Source organism: Microbacterium sp. KUDC0406 (assembly GCF_021582875.1).
GTDB lineage: Bacteria > Actinomycetota > Actinomycetes > Actinomycetales > Microbacteriaceae > Microbacterium.
Window position 1 is genome coordinate 2,120,031 of the sequence record NZ_CP091138.1, and the last position, 15,732, is coordinate 2,135,762.

At 70.4% G+C, this 15,732-nt stretch carries 13 protein-coding genes and 2 tRNA genes; 4 read left to right on the forward strand and 11 right to left on the reverse strand.

The genetic code is table 11. The features are described from left to right. The first annotated feature begins 15 nt into the window (after window positions 1-15). From L2X99_RS10615 to L2X99_RS10625, 3 genes are all read left to right on the forward strand, one after another. On the forward strand, window positions 16-390 hold the full coding sequence (locus L2X99_RS10615) for a hypothetical protein (RefSeq protein WP_236135083.1): 375 nt from the start codon (window positions 16-18) through the stop codon (window positions 388-390). A 233-nt stretch (window positions 391-623) separates the two neighbouring features. Next, window positions 624-2,246, forward strand: a complete 1,623-nt coding sequence (locus tag L2X99_RS10620; protein WP_236135084.1) for an acyl-CoA dehydrogenase family protein — start codon at window positions 624-626, stop codon at window positions 2,244-2,246. Between the two features lie 219 nt (window positions 2,247-2,465). Beyond that, window positions 2,466-4,025 (forward strand): dihydrolipoyl dehydrogenase family protein, encoded by a 1,560-nt coding sequence (locus L2X99_RS10625; protein ID WP_236135085.1) that lies wholly within the window; start codon window positions 2,466-2,468, stop codon window positions 4,023-4,025. A 76-nt stretch (window positions 4,026-4,101) separates the two neighbouring features. Here L2X99_RS10625 and L2X99_RS10630 read toward each other — a convergent pair whose 3' ends face one another. From L2X99_RS10630 to L2X99_RS10640, 3 genes are read right to left on the reverse strand one after another with little or no spacing between them, the layout of a single operon-like run. Further along, window positions 4,102-5,082, reverse strand: coding sequence for a hypothetical protein (locus L2X99_RS10630; protein ID WP_236135086.1), 981 nt, complete (start codon window positions 5,080-5,082; stop codon window positions 4,102-4,104). Window positions 5,083-5,107: 25 nt separating this feature from the next. Further along, the gene (locus L2X99_RS10635; RefSeq protein WP_236135087.1) at window positions 5,108-5,332 is read right to left on the reverse strand and encodes a hypothetical protein; all 225 of its coding nucleotides are present in this window, start codon (window positions 5,330-5,332) and stop codon (window positions 5,108-5,110) included. Beyond that, a complete protein-coding gene (locus L2X99_RS10640) occupies window positions 5,241-8,744 on the reverse strand; it encodes a hypothetical protein (RefSeq protein WP_236135088.1) in 3,504 nt (1,167 codons plus the stop codon). Before L2X99_RS10640 ends, L2X99_RS10635 begins: the two co-directional genes overlap by 92 nt. 234 nt (window positions 8,745-8,978) lie before the next feature. On the opposite strand from L2X99_RS10640, the gene L2X99_RS10645 reads away from it, so the two are divergent. Further along, window positions 8,979-9,314 (forward strand): hypothetical protein, encoded by a 336-nt coding sequence (locus L2X99_RS10645; protein WP_236126762.1) that lies wholly within the window; start codon window positions 8,979-8,981, stop codon window positions 9,312-9,314. Between the two features lie 180 nt (window positions 9,315-9,494). Here L2X99_RS10645 and L2X99_RS10650 read toward each other — a convergent pair whose 3' ends face one another. The 8 genes from L2X99_RS10650 to L2X99_RS10685 form a co-directional block, all read right to left on the reverse strand. After that, entirely contained in the window at window positions 9,495-9,848 is a 354-nt protein-coding gene (locus L2X99_RS10650) for a HepT-like ribonuclease domain-containing protein (RefSeq protein WP_236126761.1), read from the reverse strand. Then, complete coding sequence (locus L2X99_RS10655; RefSeq protein ID WP_236126760.1) at window positions 9,838-10,134, reverse strand: nucleotidyltransferase family protein; 297 nt, start codon at window positions 10,132-10,134, stop codon at window positions 9,838-9,840. Before L2X99_RS10655 ends, L2X99_RS10650 begins: the two co-directional genes overlap by 11 nt. Window positions 10,135-10,202: 68 nt before the next feature. Then, window positions 10,203-10,276 (reverse strand) — tRNA-Met (locus L2X99_RS10660). 27 nt (window positions 10,277-10,303) lie between these two features. Further along, window positions 10,304-10,375: transfer RNA gene (locus L2X99_RS10665), tRNA-Thr, on the reverse strand. Between the two features lie 51 nt (window positions 10,376-10,426). Then, window positions 10,427-11,908 carry a M23 family metallopeptidase gene (locus tag L2X99_RS10670; protein WP_236135089.1) on the reverse strand — a complete coding sequence of 494 codons (1,482 nt, stop codon included), beginning with the start codon at window positions 11,906-11,908 and terminating at the stop codon, window positions 10,427-10,429. Window positions 11,909-12,107: 199 nt separating this feature from the next. Beyond that, window positions 12,108-12,896, reverse strand: a complete 789-nt coding sequence (locus L2X99_RS10675) for an inositol monophosphatase family protein (RefSeq protein WP_236126758.1) — start codon at window positions 12,894-12,896, stop codon at window positions 12,108-12,110. Window positions 12,897-13,107: 211 nt separating this feature from the next. After that, window positions 13,108-13,905, reverse strand: coding sequence for an enoyl-CoA hydratase/isomerase family protein (locus tag L2X99_RS10680; protein ID WP_236126757.1), 798 nt, complete (start codon window positions 13,903-13,905; stop codon window positions 13,108-13,110). A gap of 326 nt (window positions 13,906-14,231) precedes the next feature. Continuing rightward, window positions 14,232-15,424, reverse strand: a protein-coding gene (locus L2X99_RS10685) for an IS3 family transposase (protein ID WP_236125095.1) whose coding sequence is annotated in 2 segments (ribosomal slippage) — window positions 14,232-15,137 and window positions 15,140-15,424 — 1,191 coding nt in all. Because the reading frame shifts where the segments join, the coding sequence is not laid out codon by codon here. Window positions 15,425-15,732 lie beyond the last annotated feature (308 nt).

A 15,732-nucleotide genomic window follows, 5' to 3' on the forward strand; every position in this document is an offset into this window, starting at 1 on the left:
CCTCGAAGCGCACGGATGCCGACGGGCCGGCTGCTCGCGCTCATCGAGACCTTCGCCACCCGCGCGCTGCGCGGCGGACGCCTCGCCTGGGCGCTGCTGGGGGAACCGGTCGGCCGGGCGATCGACGAGGAGCGCCTCGCCTACCGCCGCAGCTACGCCGACATCCTCACCGAGATCGTGGCACAGGGCGTGCGCGACGGATCGTTCGCCCCGCAGCATCCGGAGATCACCGCCGCGGGACTCGTCGGCGCGATCGGCGAGGCGCTCACCGGCCCGCTCACGCCGGTGAGCGCGGAGGAGGACGACCCGGATGCCGTCGTCGCGGCGATCTCCGAACTGTGCCTGCGCGCGGTCGGCGCGGTGCCCGAGCATCTGGGCCCGAAAGTCTGAGCCCCCGAGCCCCTGGGTCCCTGAGCCCCTGGGTCCCTGAGCCCCTGGGTCCCTGAGCCCCTGGGTCCCTGAGCCTGTCGAAGGGGCCGGCACGACGCTTCGACAGGCTCAGCGACCCAAATACGGCCGCAGACGCTTCGACAAGCTCAGCGACCCACCACTCGACCAGAGGCTCAGCGACCCACCACTCGACCGCTGAACCCCTGGGCCACCACTTGACCAGAGAAGGAATCATGAGCACGCACGAGGTCACAGGCCAGTCCCCCGCCCGCGTCGGCATCGACGAGTACGCCGCCAACGTGGCGCTGGTCGAGGGCATCACCCGGTACGACGCGGCCTGGGCGAACGAGGGGCTGCACGCCACCGGCATCCGGGTCGGCACGGCCGAGTTCCAGGCGGACGCGCGTCGCGCGAACCGCAACAAGCCGCAGCTGCACACGCACGACCGCTGGGGTCACCGCATCGACGAGGTCGAGTACGACCCGTCGTACCACCGCGTGATCACGGCCGCCGTCGCCGACGGCGCCCACACCAGCGCCTTCGCCGACCCGCGGCCCGGGGCGAACGTCGCGCGGGCGGCATCGTTCATGCTCTACGCGCAGATCGAACCCGGACACGCCTGCCCGGTGTCGATGACGCACTCGGCGGCGCCGGTGATCGCGCAGCATCCGGAACTCGCCTCGGAGTGGATGCCGCGCGTGCTGTCCCGCGAGTACTCGCCCGACCTCGTGCCCGGCAAGCGGAGCGCGCTGTTCGGCATGGCGATGACCGAGAAGCAGGGCGGATCGGATGTGCGGGCGAACACGACCGTCGCCGTGCCGATCGGCGAGGGACGGTACGAGCTGACCGGGCACAAGTGGTTCTGCTCGGCGCCGATGTCAGACGGCTTCCTCGTGCTCGCGCAGGCGCCCGGCGGGCTGTCGTGCTTCCTGCTGCCTCGGCTGCGCGAGGACGGCAGCCGCAACGAGATGCGCATCATGCGGCTCAAGGACAAACTCGGCAACGCCTCGAACGCGTCGAGCGAGGTCGAGTACGAGGGCGCGGTCGCGCACCTGCTCGGCGAGGAGGGCCGCGGGGTGCGCACCATCATCGAGATGGTCACGAACACCCGGCTGGACTGCATCCTCGGGTCGCTCGCCGGCATGCGGCAGGCGGTGGCCGAGGCGTCGTGGCACGCCCGGCACCGCGCCGCGTTCGGACGGATGCTGATCGACCAGCCCGCGATGACCGGCGTCATCGCCGACCTGCAGCTCGAGGTCGAGGGCGTGACGGCCGCCGCCCTGCGGCTGGCCCGCGCCTATGACACGGATGCCTCGGAGCAGGATGTCGCGTTCACCCGGCTGGGCACCGCGGTGATGAAGTACTGGGCCTGCAAGCGCGGTCCGGCGCACGCCGCGGAGGCGCTGGAATGCCTGGGCGGCAACGGCTACACCGAGGACTTCCCGCTCGCCATGCGGTACCGCGAGCAGCCGGTGATGGCGGTGTGGGAGGGCTCGGGCAACGTGATCGCCCTCGACGTGCTGCGTGCACTCGGCCGCGAGCCCGGCGCCTTCGAGGCGTTCGACGCCGAGGTGTCGCTCGCGCGCGGAGCGGATCCCCGCCTCGACGCGCACCTGGACCGCACCCGCGCTCTGGTGCGGGCTGTGGCATCCGATCACTCGCCCGAACTGCGCGCACGGGAGCTGGTCGGCGCTCTGGCACTGGCCCTGCAGGGATCGCTGCTCCTGCAGCACGCCCCGGCCGCCGTGGCCGACGGCTTCGTGGCATCCCGCCTGGTCGACAGCTTCGCCGGCGGTGCCCTGTTCGGCGCGCTCCCCTCTGGCGTCGACGCCGCCGCGATCGCCGCCCGCGCCTGACCCTCCTCAGCTCCGGTCTCAACGGTTGTGGGTGCTCCCGGCCGACAACCCACAACGAGTGAGACCGGAGCAGCATGAACGCCACACCACGACCGGCCGCCCTCCTGCTCCGGTCTCAACGGATGCGGGTGCAACCGCCCCAACACCCGCAACCAGTGAGACCGGAGCATCCGAAGCGCCCGGGAGTACGATGGCGACCACCGTGCGGAAGGGGCATCGATGCCGACCGAATACGACCTGATCGTGCTGGGCGGCGGAGCCGTCGGAGAGAACATCGCAGACCGGGCGGTGCAGGGCGGCCTGTCCGTCGCCATCGTGGAGGACGAGCTCGTCGGAGGGGAGTGCTCGTACTGGGCGTGCATGCCGTCGAAGTCCCTCCTCCGGCCCGGCAGTGCGCTTCGTGCCGCCCGCCGCGTGCCCGGAGCATCCGCCGCGATCACCGGCGACCTCGACGTCGCCGCCGTGCTCGCCCACCGCGACGAGGTCGTGAACCACTGGGAGGACGACGGCCAGGTGCGCTGGGTCGAGGGCGCGGGCATCGACCTCATCCGCGGCCACGGCCGCTTCACCGGCCCGAAGCAGGTCGAGGTCGCCGCGGCCGGCGTCGTGCTCACCGCCCGCCACGCGGTCGCCGTCGTCACCGGTTCGAGCGCGACGATCCCCGGCATCCCCGGCCTGCGGGACGCGAACCCGTGGACCAGCCGTGAGGCGACCAGCGCGAAGCGCGCCCCCGCCGGCCTGGCGATCATCGGCGGCGGCGTGGTCGCGGCCGAGATGGCCGCGGCCTACGCCTCGTTCGGCACCGAGGTCACCATGATCGTGCGCAGCCGGATGCTCGGAAGGCTCGAGCCGTTCGCCGCCGAGCTCGTCGCAGACGGCCTGCGCGAACAGGGCGTGCGGATCCTGACCGGCACGTCACCGGCATCCGTCGATCGTGACCCCGACGGCGTGCACATCGCGCTCGAGAACGGCGAGATGATCCACGCCGAGGAGGTGCTCGTCGCGACCGGCCGCTCGCCGCGCACCGACGACCTCGGTCTCGAGAGCATCGGCCTCCGCGCCGGCGGCTGGCTCGAGACCGACGACACGATGCTCGTGCCCGGCTTCGACTGGCTGTACGCCGTCGGCGACGTCACCCGGCGCGCCCTGTTCACGCATCAGGGCAAGTACCAGGCCCGCGCAGCCGGAGATGTGATCGCGGCGCGCGCGACCGGCGGGCGCGTCGACGACGCCCCGTGGGGCGCGCACGTCGCGACCGCCGACCATCACGCCGTGCCGCAGGTCGTGTTCACCGATCCCGAGGTCGCCGCGGTCGGCCTGACCGCGGCGGATGCGGATGCCGCCGGCCTGCGCACCCGGGTGATCGACTACGACCTGTCGTCGCTGGCCGGCACCTACGTGCACGCCGAGGACTACCGCGGGAAGGCCCGGATGATCGTCGACGAGGACCGGCGGGTGCTCGTCGGAGCGACCTTCGCCGGGCAGGACGTCGCCGACCTGCTGCAGGCCGCGACGATCGCGATCGTCGGCGAGGTGCCGATCGACCGGCTCTGGCACGCGGTGCCCGCCTACCCCACGATCAGCGAGGTCTGGCTGCGGTTCCTCGAGGCGTACGGCCGGCCCACGGTGCCGCCACAGCATCACATCCCGGCGCCCGGCGAGTCGAGCGTGCCCGAGATCGAGGTCGACGAGAACATCGCCCCGCGTCCCGAGGAGGATGCCGCGGACCTGAGCCGCGCCGAGCCGGATGTCGCGGACCACAGCAGCGACGCGTCCTGACACTCTCGAATCGCGCAACCGGCTGCATCCGCTCGTCGAACCGGGCCGGTCGCGCGATTCGAACGCGGGGCTGGGCTCAGACGAACGCGGCGCCGTCCCACACGGCGTCGAGGTGGTCGGCGTAGGCGCTCTGCACGATCTGATCCCCCGTCCACACCAGAGCGAGCTCATCGCCGAGGCGACTCGCGCCCGGCAGCAGACCCGCCACCGCGACCATCCTCGCCCAGGCGTAGTCTCCGCGTGACGGCGGCACGGCGGTGAGCGGCCGGCTGACGAACGGCGTGGCCGCAATCGCCTTCTCCAGCGCGAGCATGGTGACGGTGCCGATGCCCGCCTCGAGGAAGGCTCCGCCGACCGCATCCCACTTCAGCCCCACCCAGTCGGCGGACTCCGCCTCCGCAGTGCCGTCGGCGACGCGTACACCCACCCGGTAGCCGGCACCGGGGTCGGTGCTCGCCCTGCCGAGCACGATCGGATCGGTCTCGGGATCGGTGAGAGCGGCCGTCGGCGCGACCCACACCTCGCGGCCGAGGTACGGCAGCGGATCGGGGGTCGGTCCGGTGCCTCCGGTCGGCGCCGGCAGCGCGGCGGGCGGCCCCCACAGCGGCAGATGCCCGGCGGCGGCGCGCACGTCGGCGACGGCCGCCTGCAGTCCCGCGGCCAGGTCCTGCCGCACGCCGACCGAGAGCGGTACGCCGTCGCCCGCCGGCGAGGGCAGCCGGTCGTTCGCGATCTGCACCAGCCGCAGCGGCGGCACCGTGCCGCCCGCTCCGTCATCCGCCGGCACGGATGCCGCCAGCCCGAGCGCGGCACCCAGCATGCCCTTGCACATGGTGGTCTCGCCCAGCTCGGTGAGCAGGTTCAGGTAGCCCCCGACCTCGGTGATGTTGCGCGGAGCGGGGATGCGCGACGGGATCACATCGCCCTGGGTCGCCAGGCGACGCAGCAGCATCGCCTGCGCCTGCTGGATCTCGGGGCCGGACGCCCCCTTGATGACGTCGGTCAGGGCGAGGACGAGTGCGTCGCCCGCCGCGTCCGAGACGGATGGAGTGGACATCGTCATGCCTTTCTCTCGAATGCTCTCAGTACTGGAAGCTCATGTCGGCACGGCGCAGCCGCGGGTAGTCGCCCTCCGCGCCCGGGAGCACACCGCCCTCGGCCGTGCCGGCCGTGATGCCGTGCGCGTTGAGATACGCGGCGGTGTTCGTCGCGCGATCACGGGCGAGTGCGACGTTGTCGAAGCCCGCGGTGCCCTCGGGCGATGCGTAGCCGCGGACGACGGCACCGGTCGCACCGCCCGCCTTCACCTCGGCGATGATGAGATCCAGCCCCGCCTTCTGATCGTCCTCCAGCACGCGCTGCGCCTTCGCGAAGTAGATGGTGCGCTGCGCCGGCTGGGCGGGAGCGGGCTGCGGCGCGGGATCCGCCCCACCGCCGGTGCCGCCTCCGGTACCGCCGCCTCCGTTCGCCGGGCCCTCGGTGCCTCCGCTGCCGGCGCCGCCGGTGCCCTTGCCCTTGCCTCCGGACGAGTCCTTGTCGCCGGCATCCTTGTCGCCGGCATCCTTCTTCTTGTCCGCCCCGTAGATCGATGCCGACGTCTCCATCGCCTTGATCGCCAGGTCCTTCGCGGCGCCGAGCGCGTCCTTGCGCGCGGATTCCGGCGGTGTCGAGCGTCTTGCCGGTGAGCGTCGCCAGATTGCCGGCGTTGGTGAGCGCGGCGATGTCGAAGCTCTTCTGCGCCTCCGCCGACTTGATCAGCGCGCCGGCCAGGGAGGTGTCGGCCGAGACCGGCGCCATCGAGAAGTTCTGGATCATCGGATTCATGCCGGTGAGGGCACTCGGACCGGTCAGCCCCGCGGTGAGCGAGCCCTGCGGCATCCCGACCTGGGCGATCTGCGTGGCCTCGTCGCCCGGAGAGTCCTGCCAGTTCCAGAACCGGGTGAGGTCGACCCGTTCCGCCGACGGGCAGTGCCCGAGCACGGCTTCGCCGAGCACGCCCTTGGTCGGCAGCGCGATCGTCGATCGTGGCGCCGAGAAGCCGTCGGTGTGGAACCGGGTCAGCGCGTCCTGGATCTGCCCGGTGGTCAGTCCGGCCTTCTTCACCGGCCGGATGCCGTGCTCATCGGGCTCGCCGTACTCGGCGGTCGCGTCGGTGATCGCCGCCGGGATCATGAAAGGCAGCACCATCGAGTTGCCGAAGTACCCCAGCACGTTGTTGGTGATGCAGCTGAGCAGCGGAACCGCCGGACGCGCTGTGCCGTCTTCGGCGGGCGGCAGGGTGATCTCGTACCGCTCCAGCATGACGGCCCGCTCCTCCGGAGTGAGCGAGGCGAAGACCGCGACGCTGCACGTCATGGTGTTGCGCATCACCCACTGCAGGGTCTTCTCGATCTCGAGCACGGAGGCGTACGAGAGCACGGGCGGCACGGTGCGCGCGGCGATCGGATAGGTCATCGCCGGCAGCGCCGTCGATCCGCCGAACCTGTTGTCGACGAGCACGACCTGCGGCGTGGTCCCCGAGATCGACGCCACGAAGCTGGTCACCTGCGGACCGCCGATCTCGCGCTCCAGCCGGTCCGCGTCGTACGACCCCGTCTTCGACTGCTTCGCGGCCGCATCCTTCAGCGCCCCCTCCAGGGCCGAGCCGAGGCCGCCCAGCGTGATCTGCGCGAAGCCGAGGTCGGCGATCGCAGGCGGGGCGAAGTGGTAGTCCAGGCGACGCGTGCGGCGCGTGATCTCGAAGCCGGTGATGTCCTGCCGGGCGAACGACGGCGGCAGCGAGATCGTGGCCACCCTGGTCCTGCCGAGCACGTGGTTGGCGCGTGCCGCGCGGAGACGGCCGAACAGGTCATCCTCCGTCGCCAGCGCGTCCTTCCCCGTCGGCAGCGTGTCCGAGACGGCGGTGCCGCTGAGCGGATAGGGCCCCACCCGCATCCCGCGCTTGCCGACGACGGTGACGAACAGGTCGTCGAAGTCGAGGAAGGTGCCGATCAGCGTGACGTCGAGCACGTCCGTCGCCGGCGCACCGGCGTCCGCCACCGAGGTGGTCGGGTCGGAGGCGAAGTCGGTGATCAGCGACAGGCCCCGGCGGTAGCGCGCCGGCACGACCCTGGTCAGGATGTCGGCATGGCCGAGCAGCCGCTCGTAGCGGGCGAGCACGTCATCACGGGTGGACGGGGCGTCGGTGAGCTTGGCCGGCTGGAACGCCGGCAGGAACCGGATCACGTCCAGCGGCACCTGGCACGTGAGCGTCACGCCCTCGCAGGCGGTGGTCACGTCGAACAGCCGCTGCACCTCCCAGTACTGCATGGTCAGCGCGCGGGTCTTGTTGTGGTTCGTGATGACCTTGGTGGTGATCTCGGTCGACTCGGTCGCGGTGGCCAGCCGCATGGATGTCCGCGACGCCGAGCGACGTGCCGCCGCCTGGCGCTGCACGGCGGAGTGCGTCGACTGCGCGGCATCCGAGGTGCTGTTCCTGGCGCCGCTCATCCAGGTGTTCGTGTTGCCGCTGGTGCTCGATGTGCCGTAGCTGGTCGCGACGCCACCGGCGGCGCATCCGAACGGGAACACGCCGCCACCGCCGGCCGCGGCCGCCACCGAGAACGAGTCCGCCTCGGTGTCGTAGTGCGAGCCGCCGGACGCGGACTCCCGGAACGCGCTGGCGAAGGTCGCCGTCGCCGAGGTGTCATCGCGTTCGGCGAACGACATCGTCTCGGTCGATTCGAGCCTCTCGCTCTCGACGACCGAGGTCGACGCCGTGCGCTCCATGATCGCCATGCGCTGCTGCTCACCCGGTGCCAGCGGCAGCGAGTAGACCAGGTCGCCGAGCGCCAGGCCCAGCGGAGTCCAGCGCTGCGCGAGCGTGACCACGTAGCCGATCGACAGCGATCCTGCCAGCGGCACGGAGCCGTACGCGGTCTCGGTGGCCAGCCCGTCGCGGAAGGCGTCGATGCTGATGGGCCGGTCGACAGGCACCCGCTCGGCGAGGTGGAACTCCAGCTTCTCCAGGCCTCCGGCCAGCCGGGCCGCGGCGGAGTAGCCGCCGTAGAACGTGACGGGCCAGCGTGTGCGGCGCCCCTCGAGGATCCGCATCCGCAGGCTGGGCTGGCTCAGGCTCGGATCGGTGAGCCGGAAGAACACGCCGTACGGGAAGCGGTCGCTGGACGCGTCGCGCCGGAACACCACCTGGCATTCGTCCTCGCCCACCGCCAGCGCCGGGATGGCGTGCTCCTCGGCAGGAGGCTCGAGGCCCGCGGCATCCGTCACCAGCTGCTGCAGCGCGGCGATCATCGCCATCGACAGTGCCGGCGCGGGGTCGGGCAGCGTGACGACGGGCAGCATGCCGCTCGGCTGCAGATTCTTCAGCGCGGCCTTGATGCGCTGCACGCCGACCGCGGAGGTCACCACCAGATCGGCGCCGAACGCGGTCGCGCGCGCCGCCGCCGGGATCGGGAGCACGAAGCTGCCGTCGTCGAGGGTCACTGTGGTGCCCGCCATGGCCTGTGCGGTCGAGGCGCCGTCGAGGTCGAGCCCCACCTGCACGCGCGCCGCGGACGACCCGTCCGGCTGCAGCAGCGTGCCCACCACCTGCGGCGGCGCCTGGTTGTCGGTGGGAACGAGATCCTGCATCGTCCAGACCAGCGAGTCGAGTGCCCGGAACATCCGCTGATCGCTGTCGGCCTGCCTCTCGAGGTACTCCTCCGCGAGTACATCCACCATCGGCGAGTCGCTCTGCCAGAGCGGCGAGTCGGGGCGATCGCGACCGGGATGTCCTGCCCCTCACCGCCTTTCGCGCGAGCGGAGAACATCGAGTTCGTGTTGAAGATCGGCATCGCAACCTCCCCAGGTGCGTGCGCGGAGCAGAATTCCGCGACCACAGATCAGGAGCCGGACGCCGGGGATCTGATACATTCCGGGTCGATGAGCGAGGGCACACACCGATAGTGTCTCGCCATGAACGCGTACATGGTCCTCGCCCAGATCATCCCGGTCCTCATGCTCGGCATCGGAGCGGATATGCGCGTCGCACTCAACCTTCGCAGCACCGCAAGACTCGGCTGCCTGCTGTTCGGAGCAGCCGCACTCTGCGGCCTCATGCTCGAGATGTTGTTCGTGCTCCCGCCGTTGGCGGTGATTCCATCAGGGTGGGCCGCATCCGAGAACACTGTCTTTGTGCTCGCCGCGGTGGCTATGTGCCTCTTCGCATTGCCTACTACCGCTGTGACGATCGCATCCCTCAGAAAGCGCGGGCAGGCCCACGCCAACGCATCAGACCCCGCTTCCCCGTAACCCATCCCGACCAGACTGCCTGCCACCGCTCGGCGGGGTGTCTGCGAAGCGCAGAGCGTCGCCCACCTCGACAGCGTCGGCATTTCATCCGTCGAAGACCGCCTGACTCGTTGAGGGTGCCCTCGCCTGGGAGCCCATTCGCCAGGAACGCCTGGCATATGCCTGATCGTGGCGCCGTGATCAGGCGCCGGAGGGCCCTTCCCCGAGCAGGAGACCCAGATAGGTGACCAGCTCCGGCACCCGCTCGGAAGCGGCCGCCCAGACGACTCCGTCGTCCACCACCGCATAGCCGTGCGCGAGCACGTTGCGGAGCCCGACGATGCGATGAAGATCCGGAACTCCGTCGGCCGTCTCCGCGTCTACCCGGCGCAGGTTGTTCAGGGCCTCTCCGACGATCTCGAGCTGGCGCTCCACGGCAGAGCGACGGAGGGCATCCGAACGATATCCGGTCTCATCAAGACCACTGATGAACTCCGTCACACGCTGCGCCGCTTCCCGGGCATCCCAGAGGTATGCCGCAGCCTCAGGCTGCATAAAGTTCCTCCGCGGATGCGAGGGCTCGATCGCGGAAGTACGGATTGCGGACCGCATCCGTCATCACCAGATCAACTGTGCGCCCGAACACGCGCTCGAGATCCTCCTTCAGACCGAAGTAGGCGTCGAACTTGTCCTTCGTCTCGGGAGCCAGGTCGACGAGCAGATCGATGTCGCTCCGTTCGGGATCGAAGTCGTCGGTGACTGCCGACCCGAAGACCCGAAGACGGCGAACACCATGAGCTCGTGCGACGCGCTCGAGCTCCTCCGCGTTCACTTCGATCATCAGGCCCATGCTGAGAGTGTACCGAGACGGGCAAAGCGAAAGCCCCCGGGTGGAGCCGGGGGCTTTCGTAGCAGGAGCGGGGCTTGAACCCGCGACCTCACGATTATGAGTCGTGCGCTCTCACCAACTGAGCTACCCTGCCACGGGCACTCGGATTACGAGTGCTGCGAGCCCCGAGTCAGGATTGAACTGACGACCCCTTCCTTACCATGGAAGTGCTCTGCCACTGAGCTATCGGGGCATGTTTCCCGTCTCCGGGCAACCAGGAAATCCTAACATCCCGGAGGCGGGATCAGGAAATCGGCCCGACTCCGTCATGACGGCCCGCGTTCGCCTTCATCCAGGGCAGCGGGTCGAACTGAACGCCGTTGCGGAGCAGCTCGAAGTGCAGGTGCGCACCGTAGGAATGACCGGTGTTCCCGACGAGCCCGACGATGTCGCCGACCTTCACGTGCTGTCCGGTCTGCACGCGCATCGAGCCGTGCAGCATGTGCGAGTAGTGGCTCGTGATGACCTTGCCGTCGATCATGTGATCGATGTAGACGGTGACGCCGTATCCGCCGCCGTTCTCGGTCGCCTTGCGCACGACGCCGTCGGCGATCGCCTGGATCGGCGCGCCTTCTCCGGGCACGAGGTCGATGCCGGCGTGCAGGCGTCCCCAGCGAGAGCCGTACGGCGAGCTCATGGCCACGCCGACGGCGAAGGGCCACTGAATCGCCGCCGTGGTGTCGTTGGTGTACAGGCTGGTGGAGTACTTGATGCCCTCTTCAGCCGCGAGGTCGGCCATCGACATCGACGTGAACCCGCCTTCGCGGGCGGACTGCGCGTTCTCGACGTCGGATGACGCGACGTACGCCTGGATGTCGTCGGTGCCGAGCTTCTGCTGCTGCGTTTCCGCCGCAGTGAGCGAAGTCAGCGACTGGGCGTCCTGGCCCTGAGCCGCGGCCACCGCCTCGGAGGGCAGCGTCATCGAGACGAGCATGAGGCCAGCGACGCCCATCACACCGAGCGTGGCGCCGGCGGTGGCCACCTTGCGCCCCAGGCGACGACCGCGTCGCGGTGCACGGTGCGCGGTCGCCGAGTTCTCGACGGACGGCTCCGGCTCGGCGGCGGATGCCCGGGCAGCGGGCTCGACCTGCTCGTCGAGATCGTCCGCGCTGAAGCCGAAAGCCGCGGCAGCTGCGGTGAATGCGTCGGCGGCGGACTCGGCAGCGGATGCCTCGGAGTCGGTGGCGGCATCCGGGGCGACGGGCTCCTCGGCGGCGGCCTGGGCCTCGGCGGCGGACTCGGCCTCGGCGGCGGACTCGGCCGCAGCCTGGGCCTCGGCGGCGGGCTCGGCCTTGGCGGCGGGCTCGGCCGCGGCGGCGGGCTCGGCCTCGGCTGCGGCCGGTTCCTCGACGACGAGACGCTCGGTCTTCAGCTCGGCTGCGGCGACGGGGGCGATCGGCTCGGCCTCGACGACCGGCTCGGCGACGATGGCCGGCGCCGCGGCGGGCTCCCCGTCGACGACGGTCTCGGGCACGACGGACTGAGCGGCGACCAGGGGCCGGCCGGTGCCGGCATCCGCCATCGACTCGCGCCAGGGCGCGGCATCCGATGCGACGGGCTGCGCGATTCCCGCGCGACGGGCGCGCCGGCCGACGAACGGCTGCGCGGCAGCCGGAGCGGACGGCGTCTGCACGACCGGGACCTCGGCGGTCTGGCGCTCACGGGCCGCACGGCGGGAGGCCGGAGCGGCCGACGACGTCACTGCGACAGCGGACTCTGCGGGCACCGCACGGCGTCGGTCGGACCGGCGCTCGGGGGCAGAGCCGGTCTGGGGGGCATCGAAGGGCAAAGCGGAATCTCTCGGTCGCGCGTCAAGCAGGGGGGCTATCGCTCGGGTAAACGAAAGTAACGATCGGGTAAACGATACCTGCTTCCGCCTGGGAACGCCATGGGCGTCGGCGAGAAAGTTGATCGTCCTGACGAAATCAGTTCTCGGCGAGCAGGGCTCCGAGCCGGGCGTGCACCTCGCGCCCTCCGGCGAACAGCAGCGGACGGCGGGAATCCAGTTCGATGCGAGACACCGCTCCCCCGGCTTCGGAGACGAGGATCGCACCGGCCGCGAAGTCCCACGCGTTCAGGCCGCGCTCGAAGAACCCGTCCAGCCGCCCGGCCGCTACGTACGACAGGTCGATCGCGGCCGACCCCATCCGGCGCAGGTCCCGGGCCATGGTCATCACCCGTCGCACCGTCGCCAGGTCGCCGTCGTGCGTGGCCGGGTCGTACCCGAATCCGGTCGCCAGCAGTGCTCCTGCAGGAATCTCGGTCGTGACGGCGAGGCGCGCCCCGTCGTGCCAGGCTCCCTCGCCGCGGACCGCTGTGAACAGCTCGCCGAGCGCCGGAGCGCAGACCGCGCCGGCCACGCCGTTCCACGACTCGGGCTCGGGCGTGCCCTCGACCACGGCGATGCTCACCGAGTACGCCGGGATGCCGTAGCTGTAGTTGACCGTCCCGTCGATAGGGTCGACGACCCAGGTGAAGCCGCTCGTGCCCCCGGCCGCACCGGACTCCTCGCCGAGGAAGCCGTCATCGGGACGCTCCGTGGCGAGCCGGTCTCTGATCAGCGCCTCGACCTCGCGGTCGGCGTCGGTCACGATGTCGGCGAGCGTCGACTTGGTCGCGGCGAGATGCACGCCCTCGCGACGGCGACGCGCGGCGAGCTCACCCGCTTCAAGGGCGATCTCCGCGGCGAGCGCGCCGAGTTCGATGTCGGTCATGGGTCCTCCAGTCGGGCGGGCTTCCAGTCTCGCGCAGTCCGGATGCCGGAGCACACCGACCTTCCCGCCGAAGCCCCTCCTGGGCGCCCGTCAGCCAGGCCGGGTGTCGACACGGAAACGGGGTCTCGGCACGGGAGGGGGTCTCGGCACGGGCATCCGGGACACAGAGCGGGGGTGTGACGCCCGGGCATCGTGCCCCTGCGAACCCGGTTCAGCGGGCCGAGCGCGCCGCGAAGGCCGCGACGCGCGCCTGCGCGTCCGGCGTCTCGAAGGATGCTCCGATCGAGAGCGCCTCCTCCTCGAGCTGCTCATGGAACGTGCGCTCCGGCTGCGAGCGCACCAGGCGCTTGGCATGCCCGTAGGCGCCGGCGGCACCGTCCAGCCAGAACCGGGCGATCTCCTCAGCGCGAGCCTGGACGGCGGCGGCCTCGGCCGCGGCATCCGATCCCTCGGCGCCGGCGACCGCCTCGGCGACGAGACCCCATTCGACGGCCTCCGCCGCGCTGAGCATGCGGTCCTGCAGCAACAGCTGCAGCGCCCGGCGCTGACCGATCGCGTGGGCGAGCTGTGCCGACACCGACAGGTCGGGCGTGAGGCCGATGTTCGCGTACAGGCTGCCGAGCTTCGAGTGCGCGCCGACGACGGCGTAGTCGCTGCAGAGCAGGATGCCGAGGCCTCCGCCGGCGGTCGTGCCGTGTGCGGCCGCCACCACGGGCTTGGCCGAGTCGGTGAGCGAACGGATGCCCTCGTTGATCACCCGGGCGAAGGCGGTGATGTCCTCGCCGGATCCCATCTCGTTCGCCATGTCGAGCACGTCGCCGCCGGCGCAGAACGCCGGGCCGGCCGCGTCGATGAGGATCGCGCGCACGTCGTCGCGGGCGACGGCCTCGGCCGTGGCATCCCGCCAGGCGTAGGCGAGGTCGCCGTTGAAGGCGTTCAGCCGTGCCGGACGGTTCAGGGTGAGCCGCGCGAGGCCCTCGTCGACGGTGGACAGGATGGGCTCGCCCATTGGCGTCTCCTTCGATGCGTCGGTGGGCTTCCAGCGTATCTGCGCCGATCGGATGCTCCGGTCGCACTGCTTGCGGCCTCCTGTCCTACCCACACGGGTGCAAGGAGGAAAACGCCGGCAACGACGTCCCCGCACCAGCAGAAACCTCCTCGCACGCGGAGGCCCCCTCAGCAGCATCCGCCCACACCCACGCAAGGAGGAAAACGCCGGCAACGACGCCTCCCCACCAGCAGAAACCTCCTCGCACGCGGAGGCACCCCCCTCAGCAGCATCCGCCCACACCCACGCAAGGAGGGGTCTGCTGCACGGATAGGTGACAGTTTCGGTTAGGCCGCGAGGGCCAGGTTCTGGTTCATGATGGTCTCGAATTCGACCGGCGTCAAACGGCCCAGACGTGCTTGCCGACGGCGCCGATGGTAGGTCCGTTCGATCCAGGTCACGATCGCGATCCGCAGCTCTTCCCGGGTGGCCCAGGACCGCCGATTGAGGACATTCTTTTGCAGCAGCGCGAAGAAGCTCTCCATCGCGGCGTTATCACCGGCCGCGCCGACTCGGCCCATCGAGCCGACCATACGGTGACGAGCCAGCACCCGGATGACCTTCCGGGAACGGAACTGACTGCCCCTATCGCTATGCAGCACGCAACCGGCGACGTCACCGCGCAGCGCGGCGGCGTTGTTGATCGCGTTCACGACCAGCCGGGACTTCATCCGCGAGTCGATCGAGTAGCCGACGATCTTGCCCGAGAACACGTCCTTGACCGCGCAGAGGTAGAGTTTGCCCTCGCCGGTGCGGTGCTCGGTGATGTCGGTCAGCCAGAGCCGGTTCCGGCTGTCAGCGGTGAACTCGTGTCGGACCCGCCCGTCCTCGTCAGTCACCGCGCACAGGTCGTCGTGGACCGGCGGTCCGGGCCTCTTGCCGTTACGTCCCTTCTTCTTCCCGAACGCCGACCACCAGCCGTTCGCTGACGTGATCCTCCACGCGGTCCGGTCCGCCATCGGTTCCCCGGCGTCGCGGGCCTCGTCGGCCAGGAGACGATGCCCGAACTCAGGATCGTCACGGTGCGCGTCGAACAGCGCGTTTGCCCGATACGCCTCCACCAGCTCAGCATTCGTGATGGGGTCGGCCAGCCACCGGTAGTAGGGCTGGCGGGAGAGCTTGAGGACCCGGCACGTCACTGCGACGGGGATCCCGTCGGCAGCGAGCTCTGTCACGAGCGGGTATGTCATTTTCCCGGCAGATGCGCCTGAGCGAAGTACGCCGCCGCACGACGGAGCACCTCGTTCTCCTGCTCCAACAGCCGCACCCGCTTGCGCAACTCGCGAGCTTCGTCAGCCTCGGCCCGGGTCGCGCCGGGCTTGGCGCCGTCTTCCACATCGGCCTGGCGAAGCCAGTTCTGCAGGCACGTCTCGCTGATTCCGAAGTCGGTCGCGATCTGCTTGATCGACACACCGTCCTCGCGCTGACGAGCCACCCGCACGACATCGTCGCGGAACTCACGGGGATAGGGCTTGGGCATGATGACATCCTCCCAGCAGCGCACTCAGCACCACAGATCAGGTGTCACCTATGCGTGCAGCAGACCCGAGGAAAACGCCGGCAACGACGTCCCCGCACCAGCAGAAACCTCCTCGCACGCGGAGGCACCCCCCTCAGCAGCATCCGCCCACACCCACGCAAGGAGGAAAACGCCGACAACGACGCCTCCCCACCAGCAGAAACCTCCTCGCACGCGGAGGCACCGCCCTCAGCAGCATCCGCCCACACCTGCGCAAGGAGGAAAACGCCGGCAACGACGCCTCCCCACCAGCAGAAACCTCCTCGCAC